Origin of the sequence: Nannocystis pusilla (genome assembly GCF_026626665.1) — a bacterium.
Classification (GTDB): domain Bacteria; phylum Myxococcota_A; class Polyangia; order Nannocystales; family Nannocystaceae; genus Nannocystis; species Nannocystis pusilla.
On record NZ_JAPNKE010000002.1, the window covers coordinates 6,921,082 to 6,936,865 of the forward strand.

Genomic DNA, 15,784 nt, shown 5'->3' on the forward strand with positions numbered 1-15,784 from the left:
TCTACGGTGACGGCAGCCGGCGCAGGTAGAAGAACAGCGGCGCCGCGTCGCCCTTGCGGTCCATGACGCCGAGCACGGAATCGTCGTCGATCTTGCGGAAGTGATCGAAGATCGGGTGCTTGTCGTAGACCATCGTCGCGGTCGCGGCCCCGCGGTAGTGCACCAGCCGCAGCGAGGCCTTGCCGAGGATCGGATTGGCGACCCGGCGGCCGTGCTCGTCGCGACTGACGATCGGGTCGACGTCGTTGTCGTGGTGGAACGACTTGCCGACCCACCCGATCGCCGTCAGCTGCTGCTCGCCCGGGTGGCCGGTGCGAAACACCCCGCCCTCCCACTCGCCGCGCATGAACGCGGTGTCGATCGGCGGCAGCGCGTCGTACAGCGCGTGCAGGGCCTCGGCGGTCGTCTCGCCGCCGCCAGCGATCAGGTCGTACAGCGCGCGCGTGGCAATCGTGGCATGGTCGCTCGTCATGACATCATCCTCAGGACCGGCTTGATGACTCGCCCGGCCAGCATGTCGGCCGCGGCCTCGTTGATCTGCTCGAAGAGATAGGTGGTGACGATCTGCTCGAGCGGCAGCTCGCCGCGCCGGTACCAGTCGACGAGCCGCGGGATGAAGGTGCGCGGGTCGGCGTCGCCCTCGATGGTGCCGCGCAGGCTGCGGCCGCTCGCCATCAAGCGGTTGAGGTCGAGCGTCAGGCTGGCCCCGCGCGCGCTGAGGCCGGCGAGCACGATCCGCCCGCGCGGGTGCAGAGCGTTGTAGGCGGCCTCGATCACCTCCGGCCGCCCGGTGTTGTCGAACGCGAGCGTCAGACCGCCGAGGCGCTTCAGCGCGGCGCCGAGCTCGGCCTGCGCGTTGTCGACGACCTCGGTGGCTCCGAGCGCGCGCGCCTTGTCGAGCCGCTCGGCGCGGACATCGATTGCGACGATCCGCGCGCAGCCGGCGATCTTCGCCGCCATGATCGCGGCGAGACCGACGGTGCCGCAGCCGAACACGCCGATCGCGTCGTGCGGCTCGGGCCGCAGCACGTTGACGACCGCGCCCGCGCCGGTCTGCACGCCGCACGCGAGCGAGGTCATGAGCGGGCCCGGGAGGTCCTCGCCGAGCGGCACGAGGTTGTGCGCCGACGCGATCGCGTGGCTGGCGAACGCCGACTGGCCGAAGAAGTGCCCCGTCAGCGGGCGGCCGGCCTGCGAGATCGGCGACGAGCCGTCGAGGCGGCGCCCGAACAGGTTGAAGTCGCGGGCGTGGCGGCAGTAGGCCGGCAGCTCGGCCGCGCAGCTCGGGCAGCGGCCGCACGCGCCGAAGCTCATCACCACCCGCGCGCCGACGACGAGGCCGGTGACGCCCTCGCCGAGCGCGACGATCCGGCCGACGCCCTCGTGGCCGAGCACCGCCGGCAGGGGGGTGCCGTAGTCGTGGTCCTTGGCCGAGAGGTCGGTGTGGCAGATCCCGCAAGCCTCGACTTCGACAAGGACTTCGCCGGCGCGCGGATCATCGAGCTCGACCTCTTCGACGCGAAACGGCTCGCGCGCGTGGGCGACGGCGGCGCGGATCTTCATGCGGTCTCCCCGATGCGCCCGATCAATCGATCGGCCAACCTGGCCCGCTGATAGGCCGCGTCGCCGAAGAGCACCTCGTTGTGCTTCTGCCGCTTGAACCAGATATGAATAAAACACTCCCAGGTGAAGCCGATCCCGCCGTGCAGCTGCACCGATCGCCCCGAGACATCGGCGGCCGCGTCGCTGGCCGCGGCCTTGGCCATGCGCGCGCACATCTCCGCGGCCGCGGGCTCGTGGTCGAACGCGCAGGCCGCGTCGTAGACCAGCGAGCGGGCCGCGTCGATCTGCACCATCATGTCGACGAGCGGGTGCTTGACCGCCTGGAAGAACCCGATCGGCCGCTCGAACTGCACCCGCGTGCGCGCGTACTCGGCGGTGGTCTGCAGCTGCCACTCCGCAGCGCCGACCATGTCGGCGGCGACGATCGTCAGCAGCGCCGGCTCGGCCGCGACGAGGACCCGCGCACCGTCGCCGGGCTCCGCGAGCACCTGTGCGTCTCTGACGTCGCGCAGCTCGACGTGGGCCTGGTCGCGCGTGAGGTCGAGGATCGCGTCCGGCACCATCGTCACGCCGGGCGCGTCGACCTCGACGAGGTAGAGCCCGACCCCGCGCGGCGACTTCGCCTTGACGAGCAGCGCCCCGACCTTGCCCGCGTCCTGCACGAACCACGCGGTCCCCTGCAGCGCGCCGGCCTCGTCGACGACGACGTCGGTGTCCTCGGGCTCCCACGAGCCGCGCCGGTCGATCCCGGCGAGGCTGACCGAAAGGCCAGACGCGATCCGCCGCAGCAGCTGCCGCGCGGCCTCGGAGTCACAGGCGGCCGCGACATAGGTGGCGCACAGGGTGGCGATCAGCGGCGATGGCACCGCCGCCCGCCCGAGCTCCTCGGCCAGGCCGGCGATCGCCACGAGGCCCATGCCGAAGCCGCCGGCGTGCTCGGGCACCGCCACCGCGGTCCAGCCGAGGTCGACCATCTTCCGCCACAGCGAAGGGTCCCACACGCCCTCGGTCGCACGCGCCGGCTCGGAGCTGACGGCCACGAGCCGGTGCAGGGCCTCGGGCGCGCAGTGGTCTTGCAGCAGTCGGCGCGCGGTGTCCTTCAAAATCTGCGCCGTCTCGTCGAAGCCGAAGTCGTGCGGTCGAGTCATGGGGGCTCCGTTCACTTCGACTTGGCGAGATTGAGCACGCGCTCGCCGAGGATGTTGCGCTGGACCTCGTTGGAGCCGGCGGCGATCGTGAAGCCGTACGAGTTCATGTAGGCGTGCGGCCAGCGCCCGCCGGCCGGCGCATTGGGATCGGTCTGGTGCAGGGTCGCCGCCATCCCCTCGATCTCGCAGGCCAGCCGCGCGGTGTCTTGCAGCAATTCCGAGAGCGTCAGCTTGTGCTGCAGCGGCAGGCGCAGCGGGTGGTCGACCAGGGCCGGCACCGCCGCGCGCCGCTCGTTCTGCGCGAACGCTCGCTGGCGGATCAGCAGCTGCACGATCGCGTCGCGCAGCCGCGGATCGTCGCTCGCCGGCTTGCCGTGGCGATACGAGCGCTTCGCCAATTCGACGAGACCCGCGGCCCCCAGCGTCGTCTCGCCGTCGTCGCCGACCCCGCCGCCCGACGACGGCGTGACCAGCGGACCGGCGCCGCGCTCGTGAAGCAGCGTCGTCATCGCCACCGCCCAGCCGCGCCCTGGCTCGTCGAGGCGCAGGTCGTCGGCGATCGGGTAATCCTCGAAGAACACCTCGTTGAAGCCGAGCTCGCCGGTCATCTTGACCAGCGGGCGAATCGCCACCCCGTGGCCGACGCCGTCGCGGATCGGCGCGACGAAGTAGGTCATGCCCTCGTACTTGCGGGCGCGGTCGGTGCGGCACAGCAGGATCATCCACGTGGCGAAGTGCGCCAGAGTGGTCCACACCTTGTGGCCGTTGACGATCCACCGCTCCCCGTCGCGCTGCGCGTACGCCTGCACGTTGGCCAGGTCGGAGCCCGCGCCCGGCTCGCTGAAGCCCTGACACCAGATCTCCTCGGCGCTGAACAATGGCGGCAGGAGCCGCCGCTTCTGCGCCTCGGTGCCGTGATGAAAGATCGTCGGCGCCGCCATCCCGAGCCCGACGATGTTGGGGAAGAACGGCGCGCCGGCGGCCTTGAGCTCGTGATTGGCGATCCACTGACAGTCGCGCAGGCCGCCGCCGCCGTACTCGCGCGGATAATCGCAGCCGACCAGGCCCGCCGCGTGCGCGGCCTTTTGCCAGTCGCACAGGTACTCGAGCTGCTCGACGGTGGCGATCTCGAGCGGCCCGAGCGGCAGGCGGAAGCTCGGGCGCGGCGGCAGGTTGCCGGCCAGCCACGCCTTGCAGTGGGCGCGGAAGGCCGCCTGTTCGTTGCTGTCGCTCTGCGCGGATGTCGTCATCGGGTCAGCCTGCGTTCGTCGAGTCCCAATCGCCGGCCGATGATCTCGGCCATGATCTCGCTGGTGCCGCCGAAGATGCGGGTCACCCGCGCGTCGCGGTACATGCGACTGATGCGGTATTCTTCCATGTAGCCGGCGCCGCCGTGCAATTGCAGGCAGTCGTCGATCACCCGGCCCTCGAGCTCGGTGGCCAGCATCTTGGCCCCGCTGGCGACCTCGGCCGACAGCGCGCCGGCGTTCGCCAGCATCACGCAGTGGTCGACGTGGCTCTGCATCGCGTCGAGCTCGGCGCGCATGCGGGCCATGCGGAAGCGTGGGTCCTGGAACGTGCCGACCGGCCGGCCGAAGGCGGTGCGTTGCTTGACGAACTCGAGCGTGACATCGAACGCGACCTGGGCGTGGGCGATCGCCCCGATCGCGATCTGCAGCCGCTCGACCGCCAGCGCGTGCGTCAGATAGCGGAAGCCGTGGGTCGGGTCGCCGAGCACGTTGTGCTTCGGCACGACGACGCCGTCGAAGAACATCTCGGCGGTGTCCTGCGCGTCGAGGCCCAGCTTGTCGAGCTTGCGACCGCGCCTGAAGCCCGCCATCCCTTCTTCTACCACGAACAGGCCGATCGCGCGGTCCGCCCCGCGGCCGGTCCTGGCGGCCACGACCACGAGGTCGGCGAGCAGCCCGTTCGAGATGTAAGTCTTCGAGCCGTGCAGCACCCAGTGGTCGTCGTGCTCCTCGGCGCGCGCCCGCATGCCTGCGAGGTCGGAGCCGGCGGCCGGCTCCGACATCGCCACCGCGAGGATCTTCTCGCCGCGGACCGCCGCCGGCAACCAGCGCTGCTTCTGCTCCTCGGTGCCGTGCTGGCCGATGTACGGCGCCACCACGCGCGAGTGCAGCGTGAGGCACAGCCCCGGATCGCCGTGGCGGAAGTTCTCTTCCTGCACGATCTGCTCGTAGCGCATGTCGTCGACCCCGAGGCCGCCGTACTGCTCGGGCGCCCACATGAGCAAGTACCCGTGTTCGCCGGCCTTTAGAAAGATCTCGCGGTCGACCACCCCCTGGTGCCGCCAGCGGTCGACGTGAGGGGTCACCTCCGCGCGGAAGAACTTGCGGACCGCCGCGCGGAAGATCTCGTGATCGGGTTCGAAGATCGTTCTTGGGGTCATCGTACCGCACTCACAGCGTCTTCATGTACTCGAGCAGCGCCCAGCGCTCGTCGTCGGTCAGCGACTGCGTGAACTCGTGGCCGTGGTTGCCCATGCCGTAGAGGTGGCTGTTGAAGATCATGCGCGAGCGGATCTGCTTCTGCGTGATCGGCGGGGGCGACTGATAGGCCAGCGAGTTGTACTGCGCGACCGAGTTGGCGATGTTGGCGAACAGGATGTCGATCGTCGCCATCTCCTCCGAGCACGGCAGGAACGTGCTGGCCGCCGGAGTGTCGGCGCACTGCACCTCGGTGTACTTCCAGCCGAGCTTGGCGAAGTCGTAGGCGGCGAAGCTCGGGTCGTAGCCGGCGTTGGTGCCGAGGATGTTGGCCGCGGTGTACTGGCGCTTCCACACCGCCGGGCGCGCGTCGGGGTCGAGCACGCCCCACAGGTCGGGCACGCTGCCGTTGTGGAGGAACGGCGCGTTGCCCCACGCGCCGTACAGCGGCGGCGCCATGTAGCCGAACGGCTCGATCCACTCGTTGGGGCCGAGCGGCGAGAAGACCGGGCCGTCGCCGTTGTCGTAGGCGGCCCGCGGGACCCGGCGCAGGGCGCTGGTGATCGGGTCGTCGAAGAAGCCGGGATGGTCGGGGCTCATGTCGTTGTAGGCCAGGAACGAGGTGTTCCAGGCCCGCCGCTTGCGCTCGTCGGCCATCAGCTCGAAGCGCGCCGGGTCGGTGTCGATGATCTCGATCGGCGTGATCACGCCGGCCACGCCCTTGAGCCGCGGGTCGGGCAGATAGGCCGGGTCGGCGGCGTACAGCGGCGAATACACGCCGTGGCAGCTGGCGCACGAGCCGTTGCCCTCGGGCACCGGGATGTCGGGGTTTTGCCCGTCTTCCCACAGGTCGCGCTCGTGGAACAGCTCGGCGCCCCACTCCGCCAGCGCCTCGTCGACCGCGTGCGGGTACGGCGGCGGCGACATCGACAGGAAGAAGTTGTCGTTGTCCTCGAACTCGGCGGTCAGCGCTCGCCGCTCGGGCGCGCTGCGCAGCAGGTTGGCGATGCCGAACGCCATCTCCGAGCGCACGTTGTCGGAGGTCAGGGCGCCGTCCCAGAACTGGCGGGTCTTGAACGCGCGGTACCACCAATTGGCGCGCGCGACATGCCGCCGGCGTGGGTCGGGAAGTACTCGAGCAGGCTCGGCACCATCGCCATCGAGTCCATGTCGAACAGCGCCGGCAGCAGGTCGACGATGCCGATCGCGTCGGACGAGCCGCGGCCGACGCTCCACGGGATCGGCGCCAGCAGCAGCACGTTGAGCAGCTTGTTGGCCTGGAAGAAGTCGGCCTGCAGCAGGCCGGCGTCGTTGGCGTCGTTCGAGCGGCCCCACACGAACGGCTGCTCGGCCGGCGTGCCGAGCCGCGAGTCGTGGCAGCCCGAGCACGACGACGAGATGAGGCCCGTCCACTTGCCGTTGGCGTCCCTGGCCTGCACGAGGCCGAGCGGCAATTGCCCGCTGCCGCCGTTGGTGAGGTTCGGGTTCTCCCACGGGTACGGGTACGGGTTGTTGAACGGCGCCTTGGCCATGCCGTAGCGCTTGATCACCTGCTCGTCGAAGTCGGCGGGGCGCAGCAGGTAGCCCCATTGCTTGTAGATCTCGTAGTAGTTCTTGGCCGTCGAGAACGACTGGAAGTAGGCCCGCTCGCTGACGTTCTTGCGCCCGCGCTCGACGCTGGCCCGGAACTCGCCGCAGGTCTTCGGATTGGGCGCCAGCGTGGTCACGAACGGCGCCGGCGGCTCGTGCAGGTCGACCCACCAGGCGTTGAACTGCACCGCCGCCCCCGGCTCGTTGATGCCCGGCACCACCAGCGTGCGCGGGTCGACCGGCAGCGGCGTATTGTCGGGCTTGCCCTGGCATCCGGCCGCGAACGGCGAGCGGATGGTGGCGGTGTCCAGCAGCGGCGGACTCGCCATTGCGAGGTCCGCCGTACACAACATTGTCGTGACCGCCAGCGCGCCCGCGCCGACCATTCGTGATGTCCCCGTCCTCATGATGCCCTCCCTACTGCTGTCGTCGGATCACCCCTGGCTCGAAAGTCGCTCCCCCTCGCGCCGGGTAATTGGACGAACTATGGTTCCGTGGTTCCAGCAAGAAAGGGCGCAAGAGCGAGCTGTTCCATGCACCCATGGTTTTGAAATCACTGAGAATTCTGTCGATGACCCACTTTACTTGCTGGCGACTAGCAAGTATACAGATCGTGTTCTAGACCGTCAAGCGCCCGCCGGAGCGCGCTCGCCCGCCGAGAACGCTCGCGACTCGCCGCTTTGTCGAGCCCGTTCGCGAGGCCGCCCCTGTCGGCGGACGCCGCCGCGAATGCGGTGAATCGACGGCTTCCAATCGCCCGGGGCGCGGCTATGATCGCCGGACTCGATGGGCTTGCTCGACCCGATCCCGCCGCCGTACGATCCCCTCGAGTGGGCCGCCCGGCCCCTGCCGGAGAAGAGCCGCATGGTGTGTCGCTCGTGGGCCCTGCAGGGCTACGGCACCCCGGTCGCGGTCTACTTCGTCTATCTGCTGAAGGTCGCGCTCTACGTCGGCGGGTGGATCTTCTTCTGCGGGTTCACGCCGGGACTCGGGGCGCCGGGGCAGATCGGGCAATGGTGGCTCGAGCCGATCGCGTTCCAGAAGGCGATCGTGTGGAGCCTGCTGTTCGAGGTGCTCGGCCTCGGCTGCGGCAGCGGGCCGCTGACCGGGCGCTACTTCCCGCCGATCGGCGGGTTCCTCCACTTCCTGCGGCCCGGCACCACCAAGCTGCCGCTGCTGCGCGGCCTGCCGCTGGTCGGCGGCGCCACCCGCAATCCGATCGACGTCGCGCTCTACGCGATCTTGCTGATCAGCCTGGTGCGCGCGCTGGTGGCCGCGCAGCTCGACGCGGCGCTGCTGCTGCCGCTGGTCGTGCTGGTGCCGCAGTGCGGCCTGCTCGACAAGACCGTGTTCCTGGCCGCGCGCGCCGAGCACTACTGGGTGACGATCGTGGTGTTCGCGTTCGCCAGCCCGTGGCTCGCCGGGGCCAAGGCGGTGCAGGCGGCGCTATGGTTCTGGGCCGGGGTGTCCAAGCTGAACCACCACTTCCCGGCGGTGGTGTGCGTGATGACCAGCAATTCGCCGGTCACCCGCTTCGCGTGGATCCGCCGCCTCGTCTACCGCAGCTACCCCGACGACCTGCGGCCCTCGACGCTGGCGACGGTGATGGCCCACGTCGGCACGCTGCTCGAGCTGTCGGTGCCGATCGTGCTGATCTTCGGCGACGGCGGCGTGGTCACCACGGTCGGTCTGGTGATGATGGTGATGCTGCACGGCTTCATCCTCAGCACGGTGCCGATGGGGGTGCCGATCGAGTGGAACGTGGTCGTGCTGTACGGCGGGTTCTTCCTGTTCGGCGCGCACGCCGACGTGAGCCTCGCGGGGCTCGTGGACACGCCCGTGCTGGCCGCGTTCGTGGCCCTGTTCACCGTGGCGCTGCCGCTGTGGGGCAACCTGGCGCCGCACCGCCTGTCGTTCCTGCTGTCGATGCGCTACTACGCCGGCAACTGGCCGTATTCGGTGTGGCTGTTCCGCGGCGACAGCTACAAAAAGCTCGAGCGCCTGCGCAAGTCCTCGAAGTGGCTGTACGACCAGCTCGACGTGTTCTACGAGCGCAAGGTGTCGGTCGGCCTGGTCGGCAAGGTGATCGCGTTCCGCCTGATGCACCTGGCCGGCCGCGCGCTGTGTCGATTGCTGCCGCGCGCGGTCGACGACCCCGCGAAGTACGAATGGGTCGACGGCGAGCTGGTCGCGGGCATGGTGCTCGGCTGGAACTTCGGCGACGGGCACCTTCACGACGAGCAGTTGATCACTGCGGTCCAGGCCCAGTGCGGCTTCGAGCCCGGCGAGCTGCGCTGCATCATGGTCGAGTCGCAGCCGCTGCACCGGCAGAGCATGCTGTGGCGGATCCACGACGCCGCCACCGGCGAGCTCGGTCGCGGCGAGATCGCCATCGCCGACCTGCGCCAGCTGCAGCCGTGGTCGTTCGAGCTGCCCGGCGGGACGGCGGCCCAGCGCGAAGGCGCCTAACCGGCGCTCGCGGGCCGCGCCCCGGCCCGCGCGGCGCGCAGGCAGTGCTTGAGGGCGTCGCGCAGCTTGGCGAACACCGCGACGTGGGACAGGTCGACGCCGAGGGCGACGACCGTCTGGGCGATGCTCGGGTGGATGCCGGTGAGGATGCCCTCCGCGCCGAGCAGGCGGAGCGCGTGGATCATCTTGATCAGGTGGCTCGCGGTGCCGGTGTCGACGACCTCGACGCCGGTGAGGTCGAGGATCGCGTGGCGGGCCCGCGTCTGGGTGACGGCCTGCAGCAGGCTGTCCATGATCTCGGCGGTGCGGGCGGTGTCGATGAGGCCGACGATCGGCATCGTCAACACGCCGTCCCACACCTCGATGATCGGCGTGGCCAGCACGCGGATCACCTCCTGTTGCCGCTCGATCAGCTCGACCTTGCCGCGCAGCTCGTTCTCCGTGCGCGTGGCCTCGCTGACGTCGATCGTCACGCCGACCAGGCGCACGTCGTTTTTCGCCCCGGCCACCGGGATGTACCAGGTGTCGTAGAAATTCCCGTGCAGCGCGACCGCCCTGGTGAACTGGGGCTCGCCCGCGATGGCGGCGGCGACGATGTCGCCGTTGCCGGTCGCGCGGTACATCTCGAAGATGTTCTGGCCGACGAATTGCTCGCTCCGCATGCCGATCGAGCGCATCGACTTGCCGTCCATGAACAGGAAGGTCCCGCGCTCGTCGGTCGCCCACAGCGAGACCTCGAGGTTCTCCTTGATCGCCGTCAGCATCGTCGACTCGAGCGCGGCGCGAGCCTCGGCCTCCACGCGGGCGGTGACGTCGTGGCCATAGACGATCGTGCGCGCGGGTCGGTCGTCAGCCCCCGGGACGACCTGGACCCACGCCTCGATCGCGAGGGTCGCTTCGCCCTGGCGGACCTCCCACACCTTCGGCTTCGCGCCGGCGCCGTCGACCAGCGCGCGCCACGAGCCGCGCGTCAGCGGCACCACCTCGTCGAGGTCGCGGCCCACGGCCGCGGCCGCAGCTGTCCCGAAGACCAGCTCGGCCTGCCGGTTCCAGGCGACCACGTCGCCGCCGGCGTCGAGCTCGAACACGATCAACGGGGCATCTTGCAGAACGCTCGATTCACTCACAGACACTGTTTATCCGACGTTCTGCCGCCCGTCCTCCGCTTCTTCGCCCGCGCCGGCGCGTCGCCGCGCGCCTGAAATCTGTTCTATCGCCGCCGCACGTCGCCGCGGGTGGGATGAACCCTGCGCTCGCCCCGACCCGCGGGCGCGGGCCTCCCGGTGGATCGATCGCCGCCGAACATTGTTCGCGCCCGGGTCGACGCAATCGACCCGGCGCGCCGGTGATGCCGCCGGCGCTCGCGCGCGCCTGCCGTCTGCGCGCGCGAGGCTCCAGCTCACAGCGTCTTGAGGTACTCGAGCACCGCGCGGCGCTCCTGGTCGTCGAGGTGATCGCCGAACGGGTGGCCGGTGTTCCAGTGGCCGGTGATCGTCGTGTCGTAGACGTGCTTGCGCTCGTCGTCGGGGGCGCCGTCCTGGCCGTACGGCAATCTGACCCACGGCCAGCCGACGGCCTCCTCGTCGTAGTTGGTGCTGTCGTAGTCGACGCGGCGCCACCACATCGGCCGCGCTTTGCTGTCGAGCACCAGGTCGATGGTCGGCACCGAGGCGTTGTGGAAATACGGCGCGCTGGCCCAGATGCCGTCGAGCGGCGGCGCCACGTAGCCGACGAACGGGTCGCCGGTGGTGAGCTGGCCGACGTCGCCGTACCACGAAGAATTGAACCAGTCGGCGAACGGGCGCGCGTCGGCCTCGAAGGCCAGCAGCGGGTCGGTGCCGATCGTGTCGAGCGGCAGCAGCATGTTCGGGTAGGTCTCGAGCGCAGGATCGTCGGAGTAGGTCCCGTGGCAGCAGGAGCAGTCGCGCGTGAAGATCTCCCGGCCCTGGTCAGCCAGCTCGGCGTCGATCACGAACGGGTACTTCGGCGCCTCGACCGACTCGATGAATGCGCGGATGTTGTTGAAGTACGAGAAGATGCCCTCCGCCTCCTCGACCGAATCGGTGCACAGGGCGCTGGCGTAGATCATGGTCGCCCGGTGGTCGCCGCGCGACATGCCGTTCCAGAACAGGCCGTGCTTCTTCTTGGTGTGCCACCACGGCGGCGTGTCGACCGGCAAGATGACGTCGGGCACCACGGTGTTGGGCTCGTCGAGCCACTCGAGCGTCTTGGCGTCGTGGCGCGTGGACAGCACCGCGGCCAGCGAGTCGGCCGGGTTGGTGCCGACCACGATCATGCGCGTGTAGTCGCCGACCGCCTGGTAGCGCTGGGCCATGCGCGTCATCTCCTCGAGCCCCGGGATCGGGATGCCGGGGATCGGGATCTCGGCCAGGAACCCGCCGATCTGCTCGGTGTAATCGGCGTCCGCCTTGCCGAGGCCGATGACGAGGTCGCCGTTGAAGTGCCCGGCGTGACATTCGAGGCAGTTGAGCGAGACGATCTCGGCGCCGCTGCTCTTCGAGGTGTGGACGGTCCAGTTGTAAGGCACCTGGGCGTTCTTGCCGGTGCGGCCGGGGAGCGGCTCGCCCTCGCCGAAGGAGCCGAGGAGCGGCGCGGCGATCGGGAACAACGCGAAGGGGATCCCGCACGACACGTAGCCCTCGTTGAGCAAGGCGTGATAGCCGGCCTGGGCGTCGCCCTGGACCTGCTCGATGCCGGGGATCGGGTAGCCCTTGCCGCAGGCGAGCGGCGCCGGCGGGTCGTCGCCCGTGGTCGAGTCGCCGTGCGACGATCCGGTCGTCGGCGGGTCCACCCCCGAATCGCTGGCCTCGCTGGTCGTCGGGCTGCCGGGCTCCATCGTGGTGCCGGGGCCGCCGCTGCCGGTGCTGTCGCTGCCGACGCCGTCGGTGCCCTGGCCCGGCGCACTCTCGCCGCAGGCCAGGGCCAGACAAGCCACTCCAATCCATGTTCTCTGCGTCATCGATCCCATCGCGTCACTCCTTCTCCCGGACCGTCGCGCCCCCTCTCGGAGCGACGACGGGCGAATCGCCACACCCCCTCGCGGCCCCGCTCATGACGACCTCGGTCTGGACCTCTTCGCGCCCCGCCGACGATCCACGCAGCGGCCGACGCGGAGCGCTCTGGCACGACTGCGGCGGATGCATCGGGAGACTGAACATTGTCGATGTGGCGCCATTCCGGCTCAGGCCGGAATGCTCAGTGGGGGGTTCGCACCCCGGGCGTCGCCCCCGGGCGAGCGACGATTCGGACGGGAGGACGACGGACCCGGCGCACGCGTGAACCTCAGGCCTGGGCCGCCCGCAGCGCGCGGGCGATGTGGGCCCGCATCAGCCCGTGCAGCTCCTTGACGGGGATGTCAGGGTTGACGAGCCAGCGATAGAGGAGGCCGTCGACGACGCTGGCGAACAGCTCGGCCGCGAGCCCGGCGTCGACCCCGGCCGCGATCTCGCCGTGTTCTTTGCCCTCCTCGATCCACCGCGTCAGCGCGCGGACGTGGGCCTTGTTCAGCTTGGCCACGTTGGCGCGGTACTCGGCGCTCGGATCGATGCTGGCATAACGCAGCAGGTACATCGCCCGCAGCCCCTTCGGCTCGTCGACGATGAATTTGTAGAGCGCGTCGGTGACCCGCTGCAGCGCCGCCACCCCGGTGGCGCGGCCGACGACCGCCTGCACCCGCCGCAGCCACTCCGCGGCGATGCTGTCGTGCACGTGGGCCAAAAGCCCCGCCTTGGAGCCGAAGCGGTGCGTGACCAGGCCGCGCGAATAACCGGAGCGCTCGCCGATGCCCGCGAGCGTGGTGCCGGCGATCCCTCGCTCCACCAGCAGGCTCACGGCCGCCTCGGTCATCATCTGCTCCGACATCGCCGTCCGCTCCTCCTGGGTCCGCCGTCTTGCCTCGGAAATCATCGAGCGTTTTTTTCTTGTCAAAGCTCGCAGTTGTCAAAGCCTTCGGTGCCCATCACGCCTTACTTGCTGGCGACAAGCAAGTTATAAAAGGCGCCGCTCGCGTCAAGGCCTCTGCGCGGCGCTTTTCGCCGGTTTTCGGGTGCGACAAGGTGCGCGGCCGCCCGGCGGCGCCTGGTGCTCGGCGCGGACAGGGCGGCGATCGCAGAGCGGCGAGCCGAGGGGCGAAATCGCGGCGAGACTGGTGAATACCCGGGTTTGCGAAGTCTCGACAATGGCTGAGCCCGTCGCTTGCGAATGGGCAGGGAGGGCGCCGGTCTTCGCATGGAGCGATGAGCCCGCTCGGCGCGGGCGGGGGCCGCGGCGACGCGAGTTGCGCAACGCCCGACGAGGCCGGCGGAATTGCGAGTCCCGGGCGGAGGGCCCACTTTCCGCCTCTTGCCGGCGATGCGGCGAAAAACGCGGCCTCGGTGCCTCGGGTCGGTGGCCCGCCGCGAGCCGCGGCCGGGCGCGTGATCATAGTTGCCGGCGTCACCCGCCGCCGTCGGGGCCGTCCGGCCGCGACGGCCGACGATTCCTCCCCGCCTCGGCCTCAGGTGAATCATGTCTCACGATTTCGCGAGCCTCGCTCCTCTCCATCGTCTCGCTCATCCTCGCCGGTCCGACGGCCTGCGGCTCGTCGAAGTCCGACGAGGTCGTCGCCGTCGCCGAGCTCGCTCCGCTGGGCGCCAGCGCCGTCGACGGGACCGTCACGTTCACCAAGAAGAACGGCGAGGTCCACGTCGAGGCGCGGGTCAACGGCCTCCAGACCGGCGACCACGGCTTCCACATCCACGAGTTCGGCGACTGCTCGGCGCCCGACGGCAAGTCGGCCGGCGAGCACTTCAACCCCGACACCACCGACCACGGCGCGCCGAAGGCCCTCGCCACCACGCCGGCGACCTCGGCAACCTGGCCGGCGCCGGCAGCGGCAAGCAGACCACCCTCGACATGAAGCTCGAGGGCTTCACCCTCGACACCGGGCCGCGGGGCATCATCGGCCGCTCGGTCGTGGTCCACGCGGCCCCCGACGATTACACCTCGCAGCCGGCCGGCAACTCGGGCGCGCGGATCGCCTGCGGCGTCATTCGCCTGCGCGGCGGCGACACCCAGCCGATCACCGCGCCGAAGTGATTCTCGCGGAGGACCGCACCATGCATCGGCCCGAGATCTACGAGCTCCTGGCTCGTGAGCACGAGGAGCTGGACGAGCTGTTCCACGAGCTCCTGGCGGCGAAGGGCAAGCTCGCCGCCGGGCTGCTGACGCGGGTGCGGCTCAAGCTGGTGCCGCACTCGCGCGCCGAGGAGGCCGTGTTCTACCTGCGCCTGCAGGACGACGAGCGGACCGCCGAGAAGGTGCGGGTCAGCCTGGCGGAGCACCGGCAGGTCGAGGCGCTGCTCGACGAGCTGCTGGCAATGTCGCCGCGCGACGACAATTGGAGCGCCCGGGCGCACGTGCTGGCCGACATGGTCGGGCGTCACGTCGACGAGGAGGAGGGCGAGCTGTTCCCGCTGGCGAAGCGCGTGCTCGACCCGCAAGAAGCGCAGCGGCTCGCGGTCGCCTTCGAGACCGAGCGCGACCGCGTATGGGAGTACATCCTCGGCGAGCAGCGCGGCGCGGCGTAGGCGCGGCGTAGTAGCAGCGCGGCGAATCGCGCTTGACGTTCGCGCGCCATCGTCAACATTGTCGGCATGGCGCCCCGACACCCCGTAGAAGGTACGAGCTCGCTGTGGCAGGCCACCTGCGACATGCCGAGCTTCGCCCCGCTGGCTCAGGACATCGAGACCGACGTGTGCATCGTCGGCGCGGGGCTGGTCGGCTTGACCGCGGCGCTGCGGCTGGTCCGCGCCGGCAAGCGCGTCGTCGTGCTCGACAGTCAGCAGCCGGGCCGCGGCAACACCGGCCGGACCACCGCGCACCTGGCCAGCGCGATCGACGATCGCTTCAGCGAGCTCGCCCGCGTGCGCGGCCTCGACGCCGCGCGCAAGGCGTGGGAGAGCCACGCGACCGCCATCGATTGCATCGAGGCGATCGCCCGCGACGAGGACATCGCCTGCGACTTCGAGCGCTGCGACGGTTACCTGTGGCTGGCCCCCGATCAGGACCCGGACATCCTGCGCCAGGAGCTCGACACGGTCCACGCGTTCGGCTGGCACGGGGTGCAGGCGATGGACGAGGACCCGGTGTTCCGCCGGCCCTGCCTGCGTTTCCCCGATCAGGCCCAGTTCCACCCGCTGAAGTACCTGGCCGGCCTGTGCGCCGCGCTGAAGCGCAAGGGCGCCGCGATCTTCGGCGACACCCGGGTCGAGAACGTCGAGGGCGGCGAGGTCGTCGTCGTCACCACCGAGGGGGCCGCCGCGTGCGCAGCAAGGCCGCGATCATCGCCACCTGCTCGCCGATCTGCGACCGCTTCGCCATCCACAGCAAGCAGGCCTCCTACACCACCTACGCGCTCGGCCTGCGGGTCCCCGCCGGCGTCGTGCCCACGGGCCTCTACTGGGACACCATCGACCCTTATCATTACGTCCGCCTCCAGCCGGGCAGCGACGGCGAGGGCGACGTCCTGATCGTCGGCGGCGAGGATCACAAGACCGGCCAGGCCGA

The 15,784-nt window shown here is 70.1% G+C and carries 13 protein-coding genes and 1 pseudogene; 4 read left to right on the top strand and 10 right to left on the bottom strand.

The window, feature by feature from the left end; translation table 11 throughout:
* Position 1 precedes the first annotated feature (1 nt).
* From OV079_RS30525 to OV079_RS30555, 7 genes are read right to left on the bottom strand one after another with little or no spacing between them, the layout of a single operon-like run.
* Positions 2 to 472 (bottom strand): DUF4334 domain-containing protein, encoded by a 471-nt coding sequence (locus tag OV079_RS30525; protein WP_267772534.1) that lies wholly within the window; start codon positions 470 to 472, stop codon positions 2 to 4.
* Positions 469 to 1,563: an NAD(P)-dependent alcohol dehydrogenase gene (locus tag OV079_RS30530; RefSeq protein WP_267772535.1), complete on the bottom strand. Its 1,095-nt coding sequence runs from the start codon at positions 1,561 to 1,563 to the stop codon at positions 469 to 471. Before OV079_RS30530 ends, OV079_RS30525 begins: the two co-directional genes overlap by 4 nt.
* The gene (locus OV079_RS30535; protein ID WP_267772536.1) at positions 1,560 to 2,711 is read right to left on the bottom strand and encodes an acyl-CoA dehydrogenase family protein; all 1,152 of its coding nucleotides are present in this window, start codon (positions 2,709 to 2,711) and stop codon (positions 1,560 to 1,562) included. The genes OV079_RS30530 and OV079_RS30535 overlap by 4 nt, the downstream gene beginning before the upstream one ends.
* Positions 2,712 to 2,722: 11 nt before the next feature.
* Positions 2,723 to 3,961: an acyl-CoA dehydrogenase family protein gene (locus OV079_RS30540; RefSeq protein WP_267772537.1), complete on the bottom strand. Its 1,239-nt coding sequence runs from the start codon at positions 3,959 to 3,961 to the stop codon at positions 2,723 to 2,725.
* Positions 3,958 to 5,121: an acyl-CoA dehydrogenase family protein gene (locus OV079_RS30545; protein WP_267772538.1), complete on the bottom strand. Its 1,164-nt coding sequence runs from the start codon at positions 5,119 to 5,121 to the stop codon at positions 3,958 to 3,960. Before OV079_RS30545 ends, OV079_RS30540 begins: the two co-directional genes overlap by 4 nt.
* Positions 5,122 to 5,131: 10 nt before the next feature.
* Complete coding sequence (locus OV079_RS30550) at positions 5,132 to 6,190, bottom strand: c-type cytochrome (RefSeq protein WP_267772539.1); 1,059 nt, start codon at positions 6,188 to 6,190, stop codon at positions 5,132 to 5,134.
* Positions 6,191 to 6,201: 11 nt separating this feature from the next.
* The gene (locus OV079_RS30555; RefSeq protein ID WP_267772540.1) at positions 6,202 to 7,077 is read right to left on the bottom strand and encodes a hypothetical protein; all 876 of its coding nucleotides are present in this window, start codon (positions 7,075 to 7,077) and stop codon (positions 6,202 to 6,204) included.
* A 457-nt stretch (positions 7,078 to 7,534) separates the two neighbouring features.
* Between OV079_RS30555 and OV079_RS30560 the strand changes: the two genes are divergently transcribed.
* Positions 7,535 to 9,217, top strand: a complete 1,683-nt coding sequence (locus OV079_RS30560; RefSeq protein ID WP_267772541.1) for a DUF3556 domain-containing protein — start codon at positions 7,535 to 7,537, stop codon at positions 9,215 to 9,217.
* Here OV079_RS30560 and OV079_RS30565 read toward each other — a convergent pair.
* The 3 genes from OV079_RS30565 to OV079_RS30575 form a co-directional block, all read right to left on the bottom strand.
* Complete coding sequence (locus tag OV079_RS30565; protein ID WP_267778684.1) at positions 9,214 to 10,305, bottom strand: STAS domain-containing protein; 1,092 nt, start codon at positions 10,303 to 10,305, stop codon at positions 9,214 to 9,216. The genes OV079_RS30560 and OV079_RS30565 overlap by 4 nt on opposite strands.
* A gap of 311 nt (positions 10,306 to 10,616) precedes the next feature.
* The gene (locus OV079_RS30570; RefSeq protein WP_267772542.1) at positions 10,617 to 12,173 is read right to left on the bottom strand and encodes a c-type cytochrome; all 1,557 of its coding nucleotides are present in this window, start codon (positions 12,171 to 12,173) and stop codon (positions 10,617 to 10,619) included.
* A 347-nt stretch (positions 12,174 to 12,520) separates the two neighbouring features.
* On the bottom strand, positions 12,521 to 13,099 hold the full coding sequence (locus OV079_RS30575; protein ID WP_267772545.1) for a TetR/AcrR family transcriptional regulator: 579 nt from the start codon (positions 13,097 to 13,099) through the stop codon (positions 12,521 to 12,523).
* A 316-nt stretch (positions 13,100 to 13,415) separates the two neighbouring features.
* Between OV079_RS30575 and OV079_RS30580 the strand changes: the two are divergent.
* From OV079_RS30580 to OV079_RS30590, 3 genes and pseudogenes are all read left to right on the top strand, one after another.
* Positions 13,416 to 14,314: pseudogene (locus tag OV079_RS30580) on the top strand (superoxide dismutase family protein).
* Positions 14,315 to 14,334: 20 nt separating this feature from the next.
* Positions 14,335 to 14,805, top strand: coding sequence for a hemerythrin domain-containing protein (locus tag OV079_RS30585; RefSeq protein WP_267772547.1), 471 nt, complete (start codon positions 14,335 to 14,337; stop codon positions 14,803 to 14,805).
* Positions 14,806 to 14,871: 66 nt separating this feature from the next.
* Positions 14,872 to 15,747, top strand: a complete 876-nt coding sequence (locus OV079_RS30590; RefSeq protein ID WP_267772548.1) for an NAD(P)/FAD-dependent oxidoreductase — start codon at positions 14,872 to 14,874, stop codon at positions 15,745 to 15,747.
* The last annotated feature ends 37 nt before the right edge of the window (positions 15,748 to 15,784 follow it).

Bases quoted from the DNA above. Each gene is read 5' to 3' on its own strand.
- OV079_RS30555 (WP_267772540.1), bottom strand. From the start codon at position 7,077: ATGGCGAGTCCGCCGCTGCTGGACACCGCCACCATCCGCTCGCCGTTC.
- OV079_RS30535 (WP_267772536.1), bottom strand. From the start codon at position 2,711: ATGACTCGACCGCACGACTTCGGCTTCGACGAGACGGCGCAGATTTTG.
- OV079_RS30525 (WP_267772534.1), bottom strand. From the start codon at position 472: ATGACGAGCGACCATGCCACGATTGCCACGCGCGCGCTGTACGACCTG.
- OV079_RS30530 (WP_267772535.1), bottom strand. From the start codon at position 1,563: ATGAAGATCCGCGCCGCCGTCGCCCACGCGCGCGAGCCGTTTCGCGTC.
- OV079_RS30540 (WP_267772537.1), bottom strand. From the start codon at position 3,961: ATGACGACATCCGCGCAGAGCGACAGCAACGAACAGGCGGCCTTCCGC.
- OV079_RS30585 (WP_267772547.1), top strand. From the start codon at position 14,335: ATGCATCGGCCCGAGATCTACGAGCTCCTGGCTCGTGAGCACGAGGAG.
- OV079_RS30590 (WP_267772548.1), top strand. From the start codon at position 14,872: ATGGCGCCCCGACACCCCGTAGAAGGTACGAGCTCGCTGTGGCAGGCC.
- OV079_RS30560 (WP_267772541.1), top strand. From the start codon at position 7,535: ATGGGCTTGCTCGACCCGATCCCGCCGCCGTACGATCCCCTCGAGTGG.
- OV079_RS30545 (WP_267772538.1), bottom strand. From the start codon at position 5,121: ATGACCCCAAGAACGATCTTCGAACCCGATCACGAGATCTTCCGCGCG.
- OV079_RS30575 (WP_267772545.1), bottom strand. From the start codon at position 13,099: ATGTCGGAGCAGATGATGACCGAGGCGGCCGTGAGCCTGCTGGTGGAG.